The following is an 18,988-nucleotide window of genomic DNA, read 5'->3' on the forward strand; positions in this document are numbered from 1 at the left end:
CCGGACTGATGCTGGGTCGCCTGGCGAATTGCCCGTCGCGAAAGCTTTGACCCCTGATCTTCCATTGCGGGGCAACAACGTCCGGTGTCTGTATGGGATCCAGTGTGGCAAAACATCGGCGCTATCACCGTTGTTGAAATGTTGCGCCTTGTTACATTTGGCACACGCAGCCGGTCCCGACACAGACGGGCCGACGGCTGGGCCCTGCTTGTGCGACGGGTACAGGCGGGGTTACGGGCAAGTTTAGACGATCGCTGGGAAAACGCCGGGTAACCCAGGCGTCATTTGCAGCTCTTTGGCTGCACGCTAGCGGGTTCTGGGCGGAAGACGGGGTTTGCCCTCATCGTCGGGCACAGTGTGTCGACAGGCGGGATATTGCGAACAGCCCCAGAACCAGCCCTTGGGCCCCTGTCGGCGTTTCAGCGGTGCAAAACAGAAAGGGCAGGGTACGGGGGGCTGGCGGGTACCGTCGGTTTCGGCGAGCGTATCGTCCAGGCGTCGGGTAGCGCGGCAATCCGGGTAGCGCTGGCAGGACCAGAACTGCCCATAGGGGCCATCCTTCATGCGCATGGCGCTACGGCAGGCCGGGCACTGTGGTGACTGAGGCGAGGCGCCCTGGCTGCGGTCCGCGTCAACGCCGGCGTTAGCGGAAATCTCAACGTGCTGGGTACCGATCATGCTGCGTATAAGCTCGCGAATCTCGGATTGCAGCCCGGCGATAAACACCTCGGGCTGAACAGAGCCATGACGCACGTTCTCCAGCGTCGCTTCCCAATGCGCCGTGCGATCCGGGCTGCTGATTGCGCTCGGCAACTCGGCGATCAGTTGCCGTGCCCGAGGTGTTGAGCGAATGTAACGCGCCTCCCGGGTCAGATACTCCCGCTTGAACAAAGTCTCAAGGATACCTGCGCGGGTCGCTTCGGTGCCCAGCCCGTCGGTATCGCGCAGGGTCTTACGCAATTCGGGATCGCTGACAAAACGGGCGATGCCCGTCATCGCGGCCAGCAAGGTGGCGTCTGTAAAAGGGACGGGCGGTTGGGTGCGGCGGGCTTTGACCTCGCAGGCGGCAGCGCGGACGGGATCGCCCTTGGCCAGCCGTGGCAGCGGTGCGGCCGCAGGCTTATCCCGGCTGTCGGATCGGCGCAACTCGAGCGCTTGCCAGCCGGCTGAAACGACACCGGTCTCCCGGGCAAGAAAGCGGTGGCCGGCCAGGGTACACTCCAGCCGGCCATCCCGATGCACGGCGTCGGCCATGAACTGCATGAGGTAGAAACGGCACACTAGCCCGTAGATTTTCTGCTGGCGTTGGTCGAGGCGCGCGATATCCGCTTGCCGACGGGTGGGAATAATGGCGTGATGGGCTTCGACTTTGGCATCGTCCCAGGCACGGCTACGACGGCCGGGGTCTGCACCCGCCGCGGCCTGGCCCAGATCCGGCAGGTTGCTGGCGATGGTCGCTATCAGCCCGGGCCCTTCTGCCCAGTGCCCTTCCGGCAGATAGCGGCTGTCCGAGCGCGGGTAGGTAATGAGTCGATGATTCTCGTAGAGCGCCTGGGCGATATCGAGCACTTCCTGCGCGGGCATGTCGTGGATGCGCGCCGCTTCAATCTGGAGCGCTGAAAGGGACAGGGGCAGAGGCGGCGGTTCAGAGCGTTCTTTAAACCGCGCCGATGTGATGGTGCCTGTGCTGCCTGATACAGTCTCGGCTATTTCCCGCGCGACCGTCTCGTCGAGTAAGCGGTTCTCATCGTCGAGGTGAGCAGCGTACTGTTCGTCAGCCTGCCAGGTCGCGATGAAAGGGGAGGCGGCGGACTCCTGCCCTGACTGGACCTGGGCCAGGATGCGAAAATATGGCACGGGTACGAAGTCGGCAATGCGGTTGTCGCGTTCCACCACCAGCCCCAGCACCGGTGTCTGCACCCGACCGATGGAGTAGACGCCCTGCTCATTGCGGGCGCGTTTCAGCAGGGTACAGGCCCGGGTCAGGTTGAGACCAAACAGCCAGTCGGCCCGCTGACGGGTTTCCGCCGACGCTGAGAGGGTCTGGAACGCCGCGTTGTCCCGTTCCAGATCCAGCGCCCGACGCACAGCGTCCGGGTTTAGGTCATTGATCAGGATTCGCTTGACCGGAACCCGGCAGTCGCTCCACTGCAGTACTTCGTCCACGAGCCACTGGCCTTCACGGTCCGGATCCCCCGCATGAACCACCAGCGAGGCCTCGCTTATGAGGTGTTGCAGTAGTTTTAGCTGAGCTTCTACCTTGGGGCGGGGCTGGTGTTGCCAGCGGGCGGGGAACATGGGCAACTTTTCGAGGCGCCACCGTTGCCATTGGGGATCGTAATGGCCGGGTTCGGCCGGCTCCAGCAGGTGGCCGATACACCAACTGACCACCGTGTCGCCCCCACACCGCACCAGCCCATTCTCCCGGCGTTGGGGGCCGGGCAGAACGGCCGCGATAGCACGGCCCAGGCTGGGTTTTTCGGCAATGATGAGGCGCATTTTTTACTCGGACAGTTCATTACTTTTTTGGACAGGCGGCGCGTCGGGGCGGCGCTAACAGTGCGAGAGGGGCCAGGTGATGTCAAGGGCGGCCTTGGCCGGGTCAGAGCGCCGGTGGGCAGCGGTAGGGCTGAGCTGGGGCAGAAGCGACGTGAGACAGGCTGGAACCCAAAGCCCGCCGGGGCACAGCCAGAACTGCGCTGGAACAGAAGCGGAAGGTGCCGCTCATTCGGGGGCGCGTTACACTATAGGCAGAGTGAGTACCACGGCATTGTCGTCGCCCCCTGGGTTCAGATGGCAGAACGCAATCGGAGCAACAACATGGTTATCCAGCAGCAGATCGAGCAGAAACTCAAAATGCACTTCCGCCCCACTTACCTCGGGCTTGAGAATGAGAGCTCGAACCACTCGGTTCCGCCCAATTCTGAAACCCATTTCAAGGTTGTACTTGCCGCGCCGGAGTTTGAGGGAAAGGGGAAAGTGGCCCGCCACCAGCTGGTCTATGGTGCACTGGCGGACGAACTCAAAGCGGGCGTTCACGCCCTCGCGCTGCATCTCTATACACCGGCGGAGTGGTCCGAGCGCGCCGGCGATGCGCCAGCTTCGCCCAACTGTATGGGCGGAAGCAAAGCCCGGGCGTAAGAGCAGCGCTGTCAGAGCAATACCATTAAGTTGCCCGGCATGGAATAGCCCGGGCGCCCCGCGCCTTACACAGGCCTTCGTTATCCGGTTTTCAAAGACCATATTGCAGGAGCGCAATTTCAGATGAGTCAGTTTTTCCAGATCCACCCGGTGTCCCCCCAGCCCCGGCTGGTGAAGCAGGCGGTGGACATAATCCGCAAGGGCGGAGTAATTGCTTATCCGACGGACTCAGCTTATGCGCTGGGGTGCCATCTCGGCGATAAAAAGGCAGCGGACAGAATCAAGCGGATCCGCGCACTCGACGACAAGCACAACTTTACGCTGGTCTGTCGGGATCTTTCGGACGTGGGCATTTACGCCAAAGTAGGAACCGTGCAGTACCGTTTGCTGAAAACCTACACACCAGGGGCCTACACTTTTATTCTGCCGGCGACCAGCGAAGTACCTCGACGGTTGGTGCATCCCAAGCGGCGGCAGATCGGGCTTCGCGTGCCTGATAATGCGGTCGTGCAGGCCATTCTGGCTGAACTGGGCGAGCCGTTGATGAGTACTACCCTGTTGCTGCCGGGTGAGGCCATGCCCATGGTTGACCCGGATGAGATTCGCGACCGACTACAGCATGACCTGGATCTGGTCATCGATGGCGGTTTTTGCGACCGGGAGCCTACCACGGTTGTGGATCTGTCCGAGGACGTGCCTGCCCTGATACGCGAAGGCAAGGGCGATCCGGAACCTTTCCGATAAAGGGCGGGTGGCTCAGGTTAGCGCCTCAAGCCCGGGCGTTAACACTGAACTGGTAGCGCGCTTCCGCACTCTGGTCCATCCCGGCGTTTTCGGGCAAGGTCTGGCGCACTGACTGGTACCGGTGCGCGATATCCTGCAGCCCATTGAACTCACCGTCCCGGCTGATCAGGCTATCGAAAAGGTTGTTGCGGATACCGTAGGCCTGGGAGAGCTTGGTGACGTTATCGACGTAGTCCAGCGTCGGCTGGTTCACCGAAAGACGCTCGAACGCGCCTTTGAAGGCCTGGCTCTGGTTCAGATCCTGCTCGATCCGGTTACGTGCTTCGTCTGGCATCTGGGCGTCAATCTCAACCCGACCGGTGAGGCCTTTGCTGATGCCCATACGGGTGTCGAGCGGGACGTTGTACTCGGACAGTTTGTGCCGCAGGGTATCCCGCACAAATGCCACATCCTGCGCGACGGAATGTTTGTAATCCTTGAGGGCCAGGTTGACCTTGGGTGCGTCTGCCGGACGCTGGGCACTCAGGGTTACATCATCGTCGCTAAGGATACGCTCCTGCGGAGCCACTTTCCCCGCGCCCTGAGCGGCTTTCTTGCCAGCGACTTTCGCCTGATCCGCGCTTTGTGATGCAGCTGAACTGCTAGCGCTTGTTCCAAACAGACCCATACACACCCCCCTCTCGCACTCACTGAAGCCCGTACACGGCAATAATTTGACGTTTACAAAGGTACAGGGGTACCTAGCAGGATTCGGGCCAGAAGGCCCATTGTGTCTGCAAGTGCTACAAATGCCAGGCCGAAACGGACAAGTTCCGAAAAGCACAGCGTGTCCAGAGGCTGGTCGTCAGCAGGCCCGTAACAGGTGAACGGCGAACCATTGCCGGGAATCGGTCCAGTAGGTGACTGGCTCAAAGCCCACAGTTGAAGCCATGGCCACGAAACTGTCGGGAGCATACTTGTACGAATTCTCGGTATGAATGCTTTCACCCTTGCTCAGGTTGAAGTGCTTCTCCCCAACCCGGACCCGGGTGTCGCGGACGCAGACCAGGTGCATTTCAATACGGCCGAGATCCTCGTTATAGAAAGCGTCGTGGTCAAAGTCAGCGGCATGGAAATGGCAGTCCAGACGGTCATTCAGATGGTCGAGGATATTGAGATTGAAACGCCTGGTGAATCCCTGGCTGTCGTTGTAGGCCGCTTCGAGAACACCCCGGTCCTTAGGCAGGTCGGTGCCGATCAGGAGGTAGCCCTCGCTACCGGCGAGGGAGCGGAAATTGGCCAGAAGGTCCTGAGCGGATTCCGGGTCGAAGTTACCGATGGTAGACCCGGGAAAAAACAGCAGGCGCCCGGATTCCGGCACGGCTGCCGGTAGCGTCTGGCAACGGGTGAAATCGCCGCAGATGGCGTCGACTGTAAGGTCGGGGTGTGCCCGCGCTAACCGGTTGCAGCAACCCACCAGGAAGTCAGCCGATATTTCGATTGGCGCGTAGTGGCTCAGTTTGGGATCCCGCAGGAACTGCTCGGCCTTGCCGCAATTGCCGCTGCCGGGTTCAACCAGCACCTGGCGGTTGGCCACATGCGCGAGCATGTCATCAAGGTGCCGATCGAAAATCTCCGCCTCGGTTCGGGTCGGGTAGTATTCCTCGGTTTCAGTGATGGCATCGAACAGCTCTGATCCGGCTGTATCGTAGAAGAATTTGGGGTGGAGCCAGGGTTTCGACGCCGCCATGCCCTCTGCGACCAGGGCCTGATCATCGGCAACGCAGTCGTGCAGGTAGTGAACGCGCAGGTTACGGTGTCCCCCGGACACGGATTTGTCGACGACGGCGAGATTGTTCACAGTAAGCTCCTGAGGGTGAGGCGGTTTTTGCCCGGCTGAGGCATCAGATGAAGAAGACTTCCCGGTTCAGTCCGGCCCCGGCATGGCGTCACGCGCCAGGCGCAGTCCGGTGAACTGCCACCTGTCGGGGGCGTAGAAAAAATTCCGGTAACTTGATCGGCTGTGGCCGGCGGCAGTCGCGCAGGAGCTGCCCCGAAGCACGAACTGGTTACACATGAACTTGCCGTTGTACTCGCCCAATGCGCCGGGCGCCGGCTGGTAGCGGGGGTAAGCACGGTAGGCGGATGAGGTCCACTGCCAGACCTGACCGAACAGGTCCTGTAAACCTTTGCGCGGTTCGCTGCCGACCGGCTGCAGGGCGGCACGCCGAGCACCAGCGTCAGCCTGACTGCCGCTGCCGATACTCAGCCTGGCGGCGTGCTCCCACTCTTCCTCCGTGGGCAGGCGAGCGCCTTTCCAGCGGGCATAGGCGTCGGCCTCGAAGTAGCTCAGATGGCATACAGGGTGATCGTCGCGCAGGGGCTGGCGGCCATGCAGGGTAAACACCGACGCCTCATCAGCTTCAAGGTCCCAGTACAGTGGCTGTGTCCAGTTCTCCGCCTGGACGGTCGCCCAGCCATCCGACAACCAGAGCTCGGGCCGGCGATAGCCACCATCTGCGATAAACGCCTTGTAGTCACCGGTGGTCACCAGTCCGCGGGCCAGTGCAAAAGGTTCTAGCCATGTCTTGTGGGACGGTTGTTCGTTATCGAAGCCAAAACCCTCGTCTTCAGTCTGGCCAATCTCTACCAGGCCGCCTGCATAGAACTCGAAGCCGGAATCGGCCGGCACCGCTTCGGGCAAGGGATCCTGCCGATAGGCGGGGGCCAGCGGGTTCGCGGCGAAGTTAAACTTGAGATCCGTAAGCATCAGTTCCTGATGCTGTTGCTCGTGGTTGAGCCCGAGTTCGAGGCGGCGCACTATTTCGCGCTGCTGAGGGTGTTGGCTGCCCTCGAGCAGTGCCGTCATTGCCCGGTTAACATGGCACCTGTAATCCATGACTTCGGGCAGACCGGGCCGGGACAGCAGGTGCCGCTGGGGCCGCGGATGCTGCTTGCCAATACCGTTGTAGTAGGAGTTGAAAAGGACCTGGAAGCTGGCGTCAAAGACGCGGTACTGCTGGCTGAAGGGCTTGAGAATAAAAGTTTCGAAGAACCACGTGGTATGGGCGAGATGCCACTTGAGGGGACTGGTGTCTGGCATTGCCTGAAGATTGCAGTCCTCCGCACTGAGGTTTTCGCAGATGGCTTCGGTCCGTTCGCGTACCTGCCGGAACTCGAAACTGATGTTGACCTTTGCTTGCTCCAGCATGGGCTGGCCCTCCTTGCCAGTCGACCGATGAACGCTTCAGGTATCCCCGTTCATATCGTTATTCGTCAGTATTGATTTAACTAACATACGTGGGCAAGCCCGAGTTCGGCAATAGGTCAGGGGTGCAGTGTTACTGCCTTTTAATTTGCGGGAACGGCGCCTTGAAGCTGATTCGGTGCCCGACTTTGTCCCGGGCGCGGCTTCAAGAGTGCCTCGGCTGGCCCAAGCAATGTTATCCTCGCGGTCTGGCTGGTGGCGCTCGGTCGGCTGGCCCAACAGTTTTTTACAGCGGTTCAAGGACAGGCATTTTGGAAAGTTTTCTCTGGCATGATTACGAAACGTTTGGGGCAGATCCCTTACGGGACCGCCCGGCTCAGTTTGCGGCGATCCGCACGGATACCGACCTGAACATCATCGATGAGCCGATGATGTTCTATTGCCGGCCAGCTGATGACTACGTGCCGGACCCGCGAGCGACCCTGATTACCGGTATCACGCCGCAAAAAGCCCTGGAGGACGGGTTGTGCGAAGCTGAGTTTATCAGCCGCGTCAACGAGGCTTTCGCAGTCCCCGGCACTTGCGGGGCGGGCTACAACAGTATCCGCTTTGACGATGAGGTGACACGCCACACCCTTTACCGCAATCTGCGCGACCCCTACGGCCGTGAATGGCAGAACGGCTGTTGCCGCTGGGACATCATCGATGTTGTCCGCCTGACCTACGCCCTGCGGCCCGAAGGTATCGAATGGCCGCGAAAACCTGATGGCGCGCCGAGCTTTCGCCTTGAGGATCTGACGCAGGCCAATGGGATTGCGCATGAAAGTGCTCACGACGCCATGTCGGACGTATACGCGACTATCGCCGTTGCGCGTCTGATCCGCGAGCGTCAGCCTCGGCTCTACGACTATTGCCTGGGGTTGCGCGACAAAAAGAAAGTCCTTGAGATGCTGGATACAACCAGCTTGAAACCCGTACTCCATGTCTCTTCCCGCTACCCGGCGTCATCGGCGTGTGCCGCTCTGGTGGCGCCGCTGGCCATGCATCCGACAAACCGTAACGCCGTTATTGTTTACGATCTGCGTGAGGACCCGACGGATCTGCTTGAGGCGTCAGTCGAAGATATTCAGGCACGTGTTTTCGTTGCTGCCGCGGACTTGCCCGAGGGACAGAGCCGGTATGCGCTAAAGGCGGTGCACGCCAACAAGTGTCCGGCGATTGCGCCAGCGTCGCTGTTGAAAAGTCTGAGTGAAGAGCAACTGCAGGGTATCGGTCTCGAACGGAATCAGTTGCGCCGCAACCTCAAGCTACTGAGACAAAGTGAAGATTTGCCCAGGCGCGTACAGGAGGCCTTCGGCGCACAGCAGTTTGCGGCGGCATCCGACCCTGACGAAATGCTTTATGGCGGCGGCTTCTTGTCGCCGCAGGATCGCAAGCAGCTGGACTTCGTGTTGGCGCAGCCTGTGGAACTGCTGGGCGAACTTGACCTGAACTTTACCGATCAGCGCTTGCCGGAAATGCTATTCCGGTACCGTGCCCGTAACTTTCCGCAAACGCTTGACGGTGAGGAGCAGGAGCGCTGGGAGGCGTTCAGGCAGGAACGCTTACTGAAGGGCGGCCCCGGCTGGCGCACGCTGCCCCAGTATTTTGAGGTTCTAAAGGGGCTGGATGCGCAGGACCTGCCTGCACCGCAACGCCTGTTGCTGCAAGACCTGCAGTTCTATGGGGAGTCACTGATCCCGTACGGATGACCGGCCGGGATGCAGCCCCGGCCCAGTCTGCTTTTACTCCGCCGGTTGTTCCTCGGCTGGGGCTACGTCATCGCTATAGTCCATGTCCTGCGTTTCAGTGGTGATCAGCACCGAACGCATAAGGGGCTCGATTTCGGTGCGGTAAAGCTTGCGAACCGCTTCCAGGTCCAGCGCCTGAACGGCCTCTACTGTTCTCTGGCGTGTATCGAAGCCTGTGTTCTGACGGTCTATCTCCTGCCACCATCGCTCGGAGATCGCTCGCAAGGTTTTGTCCTCTTCCTCCAGCCGGCTGATCACGGACGCCTTCTGGGCTTCCAGATCTGCTTCTTCCATGTCCGAAAGGGTCTGGCTGTACTCGTCCAGGAAAGCTTTGACCTGCCTATCGAGCTCCGGGCCTTGCGCCACCGGGCTCTGGATCACGAAGGCCAGCCCCGGCACTTCCATCAGTTCATAGGCGTTGGCGAATACCACGTAGCCCAGTTGTTGCTCGGTCCGGAGAGAGTGATAGAACGGGGTGCCGACGAGTTGGGCCGCGAGGCGGTAGCCTGCACGCGCCGGGTAAGACGTGTCGGCACCCTGGACGTAGCGGACGTAGCCGGTATCGCTGTGTTTTACCGGCAGTGTCAATGCTGTGGTGCCGGGCTCAAGCCGCCGGACATCAGTGCGTTCAACGTCGGTGAACTCAGCTTTCTGGGTGAGCCTGGCGCTGACCTGACTGCCCAGGTTGAGCGCCGCAGCAGGCGTCAGGTTGCCGTGAGCGAGCATGACCGGATCTAGCTTTTCGAGGAACCGCGGCACAAACGCCTGGAGGTCCTCGAAAGTCAAAGACCTGGCGGCCTCGAGTTGCTCGTTCAACGGCCACAGATCTGTGATCAGTTTTTCCGACAGCAGTCCCAGTGCCTGAGTGTAGGGCTTGTCCTTGCGGCTATTCTCGAGGGAATCGATCAACTGCTGGCGGTGGAGCTCAAACCTGTCTTTAGCCAGCCGGGTATTCAGCGTTGTCTGCAGAAGGCTATCGAGCAGCTCATGCAGCTTGTCGCTGTACCCGCTCACACGCAGGGTGATGCCGCGCAGGTGGTTGTAGACCGAATAGTTCAGTCCAGCCAGATGGGCGGGATAGGCGTACGCATTGATCTGTTCGTTGATACGCTCGACCCACAGTTGGGTAAGGAGCTTGTCCTCGACACTGTCGCGGGCGGCCGGAGAGCGCAGGCTCAGGTACAGGTTGGCCCTGGGGGTACCAAAAGAGGTGTCCCGGCCATACCAGACAGCGAATGGTTCGCCAGAGAGCTTGACGGGCTTCTCATGGCGTTCGCCCTTAACGAGATCCAGATCCTCCGGAATGAACGGGTTGGGTTCGGGCAGGGACAGATTATCTGCCAAGTGGGACAGGGCGCCGGTACTGGTGAGATCCTGGACCTTGAGCCGCTTGATCTCATAGGGAGTGTCGTACCAGTCTGTGCGCTGGGCGTCATCTTCGGTAACGCCCGGTGCCAGTATGCTGACCAGTGTATTTTCCGGCCGGAGCTGGTCGAGCAGCGCATGGTAGCGCTCCGGCGCATACTGGTTCATGAGGTAACCCGCGCTGAGGACGTCCTCGGGTGCTACGGCGTGAAGATTGCCAGCCAAATGGCTCACCTGGCGTATAGGCTGCGTTTTTTCAGCAAAGCGAAAGCTGAGCTCACCCAGTTGCTGTTGCTCTTCGAAGTAATGCCGCGCGACCCCTTTCTCGCGGATCAGGTCGATGTACTCGAACGTCAGCGCGACGACTTCCTGCCAGCGTTCCAGGCCGTCCGGGGTCAGTGACATCGATATCTGGAAGACCGCGTTCTCTTGGGTGTCGATCCCGGTGCCCGCCGAGAGACCACTGACCAGGCCCGCTTCTTTAAGGACATCAAGCAGACTGCCGGGCCCTTCGTGGCCGATGAGATTGGCCACATAACTGCCGGGTTTGCTCTGATATTGAGCCATGAGCGACTCGGCCGGGAAGTACAGTTGAAGGCGACGGGTGTCCTTGAGCGCCTCGACCTTCAGGCTCGCAGGCAACCGCTCAGTATCGAGCAGGGGTGCTTCGTGCGGGAAGGGTGATCTATCGCCCGAAGGGAGGTCGTCGAAGCGGGTTTTCACCCACTTTTCCAGCGTGTCGAGCGACTGGGGGCCGTAGACAACGAGCGTCATCAGCTCGGCTTTATAGTGCTCCCGGTAGAACGCTACGACGTCCTCGTGCAGTGCGGCATCCCCGTCGCCCAGGGTTTCGAGGTTGCCCACGGCAAAACGGTTATAACGATGTTCGGGATTGAGCGCCGCTTTAAAGGCAGAAAAAAACCGGCGGCTATCGTCGCGGGTTTTGGAGGTGTACTCCGAGTGCACCGCGTTGCGCTCACGATCCACCAGCTCCGGGGTGAACAGGGGGGCGGTGAACTGCTGGGCAAACCGGTCCAATGCCGGCTCAAGATACTCGCCGTCAACATCAAAGAAGTAATTGGTATGCTGAAAGCTGGTGGACGCGTTATGGCTGCCACCGTGATTGCTGATGAACTTCTGGTACTCGCCCGCTTCAGGGTACTTTTCAGTGCCGAGAAAGAGCATGTGTTCCAGAAAATGCGCAATACCGGGACGGTCATCTGGTTCATCGCCGCTGCCCACATGGACGTCCAGCGCTGCAGCCCCCTTATCAGCCTTTGGGTCGCTTATCAGCAGAACGCGCAAGCCGTTTTCCAGCTTCAGGTAGCGGTAGTCCCGGCTGTCATTAGGGCTCTGCTTGGGAGAGACGGTCTGTTCAGCGGCAAGGGCGGGTGCGGTCATGGATACCAGGCCTGTCATAATCGTTAAAAGAATAAGGCAACCGGAGCGGAACAATTTCATGGAATCCTCTTGGAAGAAGGGGAACGCATTAAAGAGCGTGGGATGCCAGTACATGCCCATGCCATCAGTGCTGGCGACCACCCTGGGTACGGTTAGGCCCTGACACAGCCGCGGCTGCGACTTTCTGTGCCTCTGCCTCGTCCAGGTCGCCTGCGGCGATCTGCTCCAAGGCGGCAGAGAGCTCATTGATGTCGTTCTGGTAAACCTTCAACTCCTCGCGAAAGGCCCGGTCAATTGCATCGTAGACCGCGCGTATCTGAGCGTCCCTGCCCGCCTTGGACTCAGCCGCGGAGTTGATCGCGCGCAAGCAGGCCTGGGCGATTTTTATGTACCGTTGATCCTTGCCGTCAGACATTCAGTTATCCTTGTTGCAGCCAGAGTTTTAATGGCGCCGATTATGGCAGCTTGCCGATAGTCTTGCATGGTCGCGGGCCGACGCATTTCTTCAGCTTTTCGACTGTTAAGTTTTCGACTGTAAAGATTGTGCTCGGCTTCGTTCCCGGCGTCATCCAGGCACGCGTTGCAGGTATGCTTTGTGCCTGATTCAACAAAAAAGTTCATTCAGTCGTTTAACCAGCGGCTGGTTCTGATGCTGAAATATCTGGAGAAAGTCTGATGAGTGTATTGGTGGGAAAGCCGGCCCCTGATTTTACCGTGCCGGCTGTACTTGGTGATGGCGCGATCGTGGACGAGTTTACCCTGTCGGAGAGCATCAGGGGCAAACCCGCCATTCTGTTCTTTTACCCGCTGGACTTTACGTTCGTCTGTCCATCAGAGCTGATCGCGCTGGATCACCGGATGGATGCGTTCCGGGAGCGTGGTGTCGAGGTGGTCAGTGTGTCGATCGATTCCCACTTCACCCACAATGCCTGGCGTAACACGGCAATCAACGATGGCGGCATCGGGCCGGTACGCTACACCATGGCTGCTGACCTCAACCATGATATTGTCCGGGCATACGGCGTCGCATCCGAAAGGGGAATGGCGTTCCGGGCGGCTTTTCTGATTGATAAGGCAGGTATTGTCCGCTCCCAGATAGCCAACGATCTGCCGTTGGGCCGGAACATTGATGAATTGGTGCGGCTGGTCGATGCCCTGCAGTTCCATGAAGCGCACGGCGAGGTCTGTCCCGCCGGGTGGAAAAAAGGCGACAAGGGAATGGATGCATCCCCCGCAGGTGTTGCCGAGTACCTGGCGGATAACAGCAAGAAGCTGTGATTGACCGGCGGGCGCCTACTGGGGCTCGCCTGCCTCGCTTGCTACAGCAGGGGGCGGGGGCCAGCCGCCCAGGTCTTTCCAGCGGTTGACGATCAGGCAGAACAATTCCGCTGTCCTTTCTGCGTCGTAAAGCGCTGAGTGCGCTTCCTTGTTGCTGAACTCAATCCCGGCCTCGCGGCAGGCCTGGGCCAGAACGGTCTGCCCGAGGGCAAGGCCCGCCATGCTCACCGTGTCGAAGGTGGAAAAAGGGTGGAAGGGGTTGCGCTTGATATCTGCGCGGTTAACCGCCTCAGTGATGAAATTATGGTCGAAAATCGCGTTATGCCCGACCAGTATGGCCCGCTTGCAGCCCTGATCCTTGACTGCCTTGCGGATGGGCCGGAATAGTTCATTGAGCGCCTCAACCTCCGGCACCGCCTCGCGCAGCGGGCTCCAGGGATCAATGCCGGTGAAATCGAGGGCTGATTGCTCCAGGTTGGCACCCTCGAAAGGATCAACGTGAAAATCATGGCTTTCCGAGGGGTAAATGCGGCCGTCGTCGTCCATGCGCAGTATGACGGCAGCCACTTCGAGCAGTGCATCAGTGCGGCAGTTGAACCCGCCGGTCTCGACATCTACCACGACAGGCAGGTAGCCGCGAAAACGGCTCGCCATGGGACTGAGAGGCGGCGCTTTTTCTTCACTCATAAAACTTACCTTGGCTTGCCTGCCACGTGATTCAGCATGAATGGTGGCGTTAAAAAGAAACTGAAATGAAGAGCGAAAAATCAGGCAGGAGAATCCGCCAACTTCCAGCTCAGCGTGATACCCGCTCCCAATGGAACGATCTCGCTCTCACCCAACGGTAGGACCGCGGGCAATTGCCAGGGTTCGCGTTTCAGGGTGACTCGCTCCCGGTTGCGCGGGAGCCCGTAGAAGTCGGGTCCGAAAAAGCTCGCGAAACCTTCCAGGCGATCAAGCGCACCGGCTCGCTCAAACGCCTCAGCATAGAGCTCCAGCGCGGACCAGGCCGAATAACAGCCGGCACAGCCGCAGGCGGACTCTTTCTGGTGCCGGGCATGGGGCGCTGAGTCGGTCCCCAGGAAAAAGCGGGGGTCGCCACTGGTCGCTGCCGTCACCAGGGCTTCCTGATGACTGCGGCGTTTGAGTATGGGCAGGCAGAAAAAATGCGGTCGGATGCCGCCCACCAGCATATCGTTGCGATTGAACAACAGGTGCTGCGGCGTGATGGTCGCGCCAAGACGGTCAGGGCAGTCCTTTACAAAATCCACCGCGTCCGCTGTGGTGATATGCTCAAAAACAATTTTCAGTTCGGGGAAACGCTGGCGTACCGGCATCATGACCTTATCAATAAACGCTTTTTCGCGATCAAAGATATCGGTGGCGTGCTCTGTGACTTCGCCGTGAACCAGCAACAGCAGCCCTTCGGTCGCCATGGCTTCTAAAACCGGATAAAGCCGGCTGATGTCGGTCACCCCGGCGGCCGAGTTTGTGGTGGCACCGGCCGGGTAGAGTTTGCAGGCGACGACCCCCGCAGCCCGGGCGCGGCCTATTTCCTCAGCCGTTGTCATATCGGTCAGGTAGAGCGTCATTAGCGGCTCAAACGTGCTTTCGGCCGGACACGCCGCCAGAATCCGATCCCGATAGGCTAACGCCATCTGAGTCGTCGTGATCGGGCTCTGTAAATTGGGCATGACAATCGCACGAGCGAACTGCCGCGCTGTGGCAGGCACCACCGACGCGAGCAGGTCTCCATCGCGAAGGTGCACGTGCCAGTCGTCGGGACGGATAAGACTCAGTGTGTCGGTCATGGCAAGATCGATATCCAGGTTCGGTAAAAAAACGGCGTGATTGAGCCGGCATGCCCCTGAGCACTACGGTAGTCAGCCAGAGCGTGGGCATGGCCGAAGCGCGGCATTGTAGCAAATAACCGGGACACATTTCGTAACCGTTTACCTCGCGAGATACCTAAAGATTACGCCAGGTTGGCCGTTACCGTACGTAGGCAACCGAACCGCGGAAACGGGTATGATCCAGAAATGTAAAAGACCACTATGGCTTGCAACTGCGTTGGCGATCTCACTTTCGCCCGGCTTTGTGCATGGGCAGACTTTCGGCGCAGGCATTGAGAACAGTCGGTGGAACCTCTCGGCATCGGTATTCGAATGCAGCCTCAACCATGAGATACCCCGGTTGGGCCGGGCCGTTTTCTACCAGCGCGCTGGTGAGAGCCTTCAGTTTCACCTGGACGTCAACGTTAACCCCATGGCGCCGGGGCAGGCAGCGCTCGTCGTTGAAGCGCCGGCATGGCGGCCGGGTGCGGACATTGCTGATCTGGGCTATGTCCCGGTTCAGCAGGGGCTACGGCCGATCACTGTGCCCATGGGAACCGCGTGGCGTATGCTCGCGAGCCTGTCTGAGGGTATGGCGCCGACCTTCACCCGACGTAGCGCCTACGGGCCGGACCGGGTTCGGGTACGCCTGTCCCACGTCAACTTCATGCCGCTGAATTCCGACTTTGAAAGCTGCGTTGCCGGGCTGCTGCCCGTTAATTATGACCAGGTAGAGCGAACAGCGGTTTACTTCCGGGCGGGTAGCACAGCGCTCAATCAGGCCGACCGGGACGCGCTGGATAAAATCGTGCTCTATCTCACGGCGGACAGCACGGTGAGTGCGGTTTTCGTGGACGGGCATACCGACCGGGTGGGTTCGCGCATTGACAACCGCACCTTGTCCAAGGAGCGGGCTCATGCCGTTACCGATTACCTGCTAAGTCAGGGCGTCAATCCCGACATCATAACCACGCGCTACCATGGCGACCGATACCCCGTCGCCGGCGCAACGAACAATCGCCGCACTACCATTCGACTCCAGCGCGAAGGCGACCCTGAAAACGACGAGGTATTGCATCAGGCCGAGGCTGACTACAGCAGTGAACGCGACGCCGGCTGAACTTTAGCTGCCTGCTGTCGCCTTTCCGGGCATTTCGACTCGCCACCTCAACTGCACCCAGGACCCGCCGGGTCCTGCGAGACACTAGCTTTGCGGCTTTCCGTCCACTCCCTTACAATGAGCGCCTTTTCGGCGGGGGTTACCCTTTCGGGTGCTCGTGTATACGGATGAGTCCGGCGCGGGTACCCAGCCCATCAGTAGAGCGGAGCACGGGCATGGCAGAGTCAAAGCAAGTCTTCAAGAAAGTCGTATTGGCCTATTCAGGCGGACTGGATACCTCGGTTATCGTCCGCTGGTTGCAGGAAACCTATAACTGTGAGGTCGTGACCTTTACCGCTGACCTCGGTCAGGGCGAAGAAGTCGAACCCGCCCGAGCCAAGGCCGAAGCCTTGGGCGTAAAGGAAATATACATAGAGGACCTGCGCGAGGAGTTCGTGCGTGACTTCGTTTTCCCCATGTTCCGCGCCAACGCCATCTACGAGGGCGAGTATCTTCTCGGCACCTCGATTGCCCGTCCGCTCATTGCCAAGCGCCTGATCGACATTGCCAACAAAACCGGTGCGGACGCCATCTCCCATGGCGCGACCGGCAAAGGTAACGACCAGGTCCGTTTCGAGCTCGGCGCCTACGCACTCAAGCCCGGCGTCCATGTTATTGCCCCGTGGCGTGAGTGGGATCTTAATTCCCGCCAGAAGCTCCTGGACTACTGCGAACAGCACGACATCAAGGTAGAAAAAAAGAAGGGCAAGTCGCCTTATTCCATGGATGCGAATCTGCTCCACATTTCCTACGAAGGCGAAGTGCTCGAAGACCCCTGGGCCGAAGCCGAAGAAGATATGTGGCGGTGGAGTGTGGCCCCCGAGCAGGCGCCCGACACACCAGCAGAGCTGACATTGACCTACCGCAAGGGCGACATTGTCGCGATCGACGGCAAGGAAATGGCTGCCCACGAGGTACTGGAATACCTCAACAAGATCGGCGGCGCCCACGGCGTTGGCCGGATCGACATCGTTGAGAACCGCTACGTGGGGATGAAGTCACGCGGCTGCTACGAAACCCCTGGCGGCACCATCATGCTGCGCGCCCACCGTGCCATTGAGTCCATCACCCTGGATCGCGAAGTGGCTCACCTGAAAGACAGCCTGATGCCCCGGTACGCTGAGACCATCTATAACGGCTACTGGTGGTCCCCCGAGCGCAAGGCGATGCAGGCGCTGATCGATGATACGCAGGAGCCGGTCAACGGTGATGTGCGCCTCAAACTCTACAAGGGTAATGTCATCGTCCTGGGGCGCCGCTCGGATGACTCTCTGTTCGACGAAAAGGTCGCGACCTTCGAAGACGATGCAGGTGCCTACGATCAGAAAGACGCCGCCGGCTTCATCAAACTGAACGCCCTGCGGTTGAGAATTGCCGCGAGCAAGGGCCGCAAGTTTTGATCGACTAAGTTTCTGGTGGATTTTTACTAAGGCCCTGCGGGGTCTTTTTTTGTGGTGCTGGGCCCGGGCTTGTCATAGGGTAAAACGTCAATGTTGCCGATAGCGCTGCGTCGTTATCGAATCGCCGGCTGGGGCTTTGGATGGAGCAGGGGGATTACATGGGACAGACGAACAGGCCTATTTTCTGGCGGGACCCGCGCATGCCTTACGTTGAACTGCGTAAGGTCGAGGACGGCCGTCAGGTCTGTTATGCGCCTCATACCCATGTTCAATGGTCGATGGGGGCAATCACGGGTGGGCAAAGTACCTTCCTGTACGGTGACAGCGCGTACCAGGTCGCGGCCGGCTCTCTGGTGCTGATCAACCCGGAGCGCGTCCACGCCTGCAACCCGATTGATGGCCAGCCCTGGGCTTACTTTATGCTCTATGTGGATCGGCACTGGCTGGCGCGGCTGCTGTTTCAGGCCGGTCTCTTCGGAGCGCCGCACTGGCGCGACATGCCTTACGATGTTGTGGAGTCACCCCGTTACTTTGCGGATTTCTGCGCAATGGCAGAGTTTCTGATGTCGAGGACAGCCGATATCGTTGCCAAAGAACATCGCCTCAGAAACTTCCTGATTGACTTTCTTACGGGCCAGGCCGGTACGTCCGCTCAATGGCCAGTCGCTGAAGAGCTGCCGGAACGGCTTGCGGCTGTTGCCGACCACCTGGATGCCCACTGCACGGATCATCTGGCCCTGGAGGAGCTAAGCGCCTGGGCAGGCTATAGCCCCAGCTATTTTATCCGGGCGTTCAAAACCCATTTCGGCCTGACGCCGCATGCCTATCAGATCAACCGCCGGGTTCAGCGCGGGCAGCAGAACCTGAAACAGGGGGTCTCCGTTGCGGAAGCCGCTCTGGAAAGTGGGTTCTCCGATCAGCCGCACTTCCAACGCCTGTTCAAGCGCCTCGTTGCAGCGACACCGGGGGACTACACCCGGGTACAACAACCGAGCGCTAGCCAAACACGAGAAACAGGCAACTGGCCGCCAGCAGAAGCGCTAACCCCCGGTTCAAATAGCGAAGGATCGCCGGGTTGCTGATTTGACGCCGAAGGTAGACGCCGGCATAGACCCAACTGGCCAGGGAGAGCCAGCAAATGGGGGCATACACGAGGGCGAAGAGCAGTACCTGCTGCAGGTTCGGCTCGGGGATGTAGGCGCCGATGCCCGAAGCTGAGGCCAGCCAGGCTTTGGGGTTGAGCCACTGCATCGCGGCGCCGGTAATAAAACCCGGAGCCGCGCCGGAGCTCGTTTCCCGTATGCGACCGTTATCTCTAACTAACAGAAAGCTGAGATAGAGCAGAAACACAATGCCGGCGCCCCGCAGCCAAACGGCGAAGCCCGGAACGTTGGCCAGGATCGTGTGGAGGCCGAAGCCGATGGCCAGGAAAAGCGCAATGAAGCCGGTCGTCGCGCCGCTTACAAACTTCAGTCCGGAACCCGGGTTGTAACGCGTACCGGTGCTCATGCATACCAGGTTGACCGGTCCCGGTGAGATCGAGGCGACCAGCGCGAACGCAGCCATGGACAGCAGGGTAGGGATACTCATCATGATGCTCCGCAGACAGGGAACTTTAGTCTGACGGGCCGGTGAACTAGCGTATTGAACGAAATTGCGATCCCCAGGCACAGTTAACGAAAACTGGGCGG

Annotated in this window: 16 protein-coding genes; 7 read left to right on the forward strand and 9 right to left on the reverse strand. The window is 59.7% G+C overall.

Annotated features, from left to right (window positions below; genetic code table 11):
* Positions 1–306: 306 nt before the first annotated feature.
* Entirely contained in the window at positions 307–2,499 is a 2,193-nt protein-coding gene (locus soil367_RS05875) for a DNA topoisomerase III (protein ID WP_136547846.1), read from the reverse strand.
* Between the two features lie 321 nt (positions 2,500–2,820).
* Between soil367_RS05875 and soil367_RS05880 the strand changes: the two genes are divergently transcribed.
* Complete coding sequence (locus soil367_RS05880) at positions 2,821–3,141, forward strand: BolA family protein (RefSeq protein ID WP_136550532.1); 321 nt, start codon at positions 2,821–2,823, stop codon at positions 3,139–3,141.
* Positions 3,142–3,264: 123 nt separating this feature from the next.
* Entirely contained in the window at positions 3,265–3,885 is a 621-nt protein-coding gene (locus soil367_RS05885) for an L-threonylcarbamoyladenylate synthase (RefSeq protein ID WP_136547848.1), read from the forward strand.
* A gap of 25 nt (positions 3,886–3,910) precedes the next feature.
* Here soil367_RS05885 and soil367_RS05890 read toward each other — a convergent pair whose 3' ends face one another.
* The 3 genes from soil367_RS05890 to egtB all read right to left on the reverse strand — a co-directional run bounded on the left by soil367_RS05890 (position 3,911) and on the right by egtB (position 7,075).
* Positions 3,911–4,552 (reverse strand): hypothetical protein, encoded by a 642-nt coding sequence (locus tag soil367_RS05890; RefSeq protein WP_136547850.1) that lies wholly within the window; start codon positions 4,550–4,552, stop codon positions 3,911–3,913.
* Between the two features lie 177 nt (positions 4,553–4,729).
* Entirely contained in the window at positions 4,730–5,725 is a 996-nt protein-coding gene (gene egtD / locus soil367_RS05895; RefSeq protein WP_136547852.1) for an L-histidine N(alpha)-methyltransferase, read from the reverse strand.
* A 66-nt stretch (positions 5,726–5,791) separates the two neighbouring features.
* Positions 5,792–7,075 carry an ergothioneine biosynthesis protein EgtB gene (egtB, locus tag soil367_RS05900; RefSeq protein WP_136547853.1) on the reverse strand — a complete coding sequence of 428 codons (1,284 nt, stop codon included), beginning with the start codon at positions 7,073–7,075 and terminating at the stop codon, positions 5,792–5,794.
* Positions 7,076–7,383: 308 nt separating this feature from the next.
* On the opposite strand from egtB, the gene sbcB reads away from it, so the two are divergent.
* Positions 7,384–8,823 (forward strand): exodeoxyribonuclease I, encoded by a 1,440-nt coding sequence (gene sbcB, locus soil367_RS05905; RefSeq protein WP_246065549.1) that lies wholly within the window; start codon positions 7,384–7,386, stop codon positions 8,821–8,823.
* 33 nt (positions 8,824–8,856) lie between these two features.
* On the opposite strand, the gene soil367_RS05910 is transcribed toward sbcB, so the two are convergent.
* Both soil367_RS05910 and soil367_RS05915 read right to left on the reverse strand, forming a co-directional pair.
* Positions 8,857–11,688 carry an insulinase family protein gene (locus soil367_RS05910; RefSeq protein WP_246065551.1) on the reverse strand — a complete coding sequence of 944 codons (2,832 nt, stop codon included), beginning with the start codon at positions 11,686–11,688 and terminating at the stop codon, positions 8,857–8,859.
* A 64-nt stretch (positions 11,689–11,752) separates the two neighbouring features.
* Complete coding sequence (locus soil367_RS05915; RefSeq protein WP_136547856.1) at positions 11,753–12,043, reverse strand: hypothetical protein; 291 nt, start codon at positions 12,041–12,043, stop codon at positions 11,753–11,755.
* A 260-nt stretch (positions 12,044–12,303) separates the two neighbouring features.
* Between soil367_RS05915 and soil367_RS05920 the strand changes: the two genes are divergently transcribed.
* A complete protein-coding gene (locus tag soil367_RS05920; RefSeq protein WP_136547858.1) occupies positions 12,304–12,906 on the forward strand; it encodes a peroxiredoxin in 603 nt (200 codons plus the stop codon).
* A gap of 15 nt (positions 12,907–12,921) precedes the next feature.
* On the opposite strand, the gene rnt is transcribed toward soil367_RS05920, so the two are convergent.
* Complete coding sequence (rnt, locus tag soil367_RS05925; protein WP_172962286.1) at positions 12,922–13,593, reverse strand: ribonuclease T; 672 nt, start codon at positions 13,591–13,593, stop codon at positions 12,922–12,924.
* A gap of 80 nt (positions 13,594–13,673) precedes the next feature.
* Complete coding sequence (gene pyrC, locus soil367_RS05930) at positions 13,674–14,717, reverse strand: dihydroorotase (protein WP_136547860.1); 1,044 nt, start codon at positions 14,715–14,717, stop codon at positions 13,674–13,676.
* Positions 14,718–14,934: 217 nt separating this feature from the next.
* On the opposite strand from pyrC, the gene soil367_RS05935 reads away from it, so the two are divergent.
* From soil367_RS05935 to soil367_RS05945, 3 genes are all read left to right on the forward strand, one after another.
* Positions 14,935–15,858 carry a flagellar protein MotY gene (locus soil367_RS05935; protein WP_136547862.1) on the forward strand — a complete coding sequence of 308 codons (924 nt, stop codon included), beginning with the start codon at positions 14,935–14,937 and terminating at the stop codon, positions 15,856–15,858.
* Positions 15,859–16,073: 215 nt separating this feature from the next.
* On the forward strand, positions 16,074–17,297 hold the full coding sequence (locus tag soil367_RS05940; RefSeq protein WP_136547864.1) for an argininosuccinate synthase: 1,224 nt from the start codon (positions 16,074–16,076) through the stop codon (positions 17,295–17,297).
* A 158-nt stretch (positions 17,298–17,455) separates the two neighbouring features.
* Positions 17,456–18,379, forward strand: coding sequence for an AraC family transcriptional regulator (locus soil367_RS05945; RefSeq protein WP_136547866.1), 924 nt, complete (start codon positions 17,456–17,458; stop codon positions 18,377–18,379).
* Here soil367_RS05945 and soil367_RS05950 read toward each other — a convergent pair.
* Positions 18,294–18,890, reverse strand: coding sequence for a LysE family translocator (locus soil367_RS05950; protein WP_246065553.1), 597 nt, complete (start codon positions 18,888–18,890; stop codon positions 18,294–18,296). The genes soil367_RS05945 and soil367_RS05950 overlap by 86 nt on opposite strands.
* Positions 18,891–18,988 lie beyond the last annotated feature (98 nt).

Origin of the sequence: Hydrocarboniclastica marina (genome assembly GCF_004851605.1) — a bacterium.
Taxonomy (GTDB): Bacteria; Pseudomonadota; Gammaproteobacteria; order Pseudomonadales; family Oleiphilaceae; genus Hydrocarboniclastica; species Hydrocarboniclastica marina.

Bases quoted from the DNA above. Each gene is read 5' to 3' on its own strand.
- soil367_RS05920 (WP_136547858.1), top strand. From the start codon at position 12,304: ATGAGTGTATTGGTGGGAAAGCCGGCCCCTGATTTTACCGTGCCGGCT.
- soil367_RS05885 (WP_136547848.1), top strand. From the start codon at position 3,265: ATGAGTCAGTTTTTCCAGATCCACCCGGTGTCCCCCCAGCCCCGGCTG.
- soil367_RS05875 (WP_136547846.1), bottom strand. From the start codon at position 2,499: ATGCGCCTCATCATTGCCGAAAAACCCAGCCTGGGCCGTGCTATCGCG.
- soil367_RS05940 (WP_136547864.1), top strand. From the start codon at position 16,074: ATGGCAGAGTCAAAGCAAGTCTTCAAGAAAGTCGTATTGGCCTATTCA.
- pyrC (WP_136547860.1), bottom strand. From the start codon at position 14,717: ATGACCGACACACTGAGTCTTATCCGTCCCGACGACTGGCACGTGCAC.
- soil367_RS05945 (WP_136547866.1), top strand. From the start codon at position 17,456: ATGGGACAGACGAACAGGCCTATTTTCTGGCGGGACCCGCGCATGCCT.
- soil367_RS05915 (WP_136547856.1), bottom strand. From the start codon at position 12,043: ATGTCTGACGGCAAGGATCAACGGTACATAAAAATCGCCCAGGCCTGC.
- soil367_RS05950 (WP_246065553.1), bottom strand. From the start codon at position 18,890: ATGATGAGTATCCCTACCCTGCTGTCCATGGCTGCGTTCGCGCTGGTC.
- egtB (WP_136547853.1), bottom strand. From the start codon at position 7,075: ATGCTGGAGCAAGCAAAGGTCAACATCAGTTTCGAGTTCCGGCAGGTA.
- rnt (WP_172962286.1), bottom strand. From the start codon at position 13,593: ATGAGTGAAGAAAAAGCGCCGCCTCTCAGTCCCATGGCGAGCCGTTTT.
- soil367_RS05935 (WP_136547862.1), top strand. From the start codon at position 14,935: ATGATCCAGAAATGTAAAAGACCACTATGGCTTGCAACTGCGTTGGCG.
- soil367_RS05890 (WP_136547850.1), bottom strand. From the start codon at position 4,552: ATGGGTCTGTTTGGAACAAGCGCTAGCAGTTCAGCTGCATCACAAAGC.
- soil367_RS05880 (WP_136550532.1), top strand. From the start codon at position 2,821: ATGGTTATCCAGCAGCAGATCGAGCAGAAACTCAAAATGCACTTCCGC.
- soil367_RS05910 (WP_246065551.1), bottom strand. From the start codon at position 11,688: ATGAAATTGTTCCGCTCCGGTTGCCTTATTCTTTTAACGATTATGACA.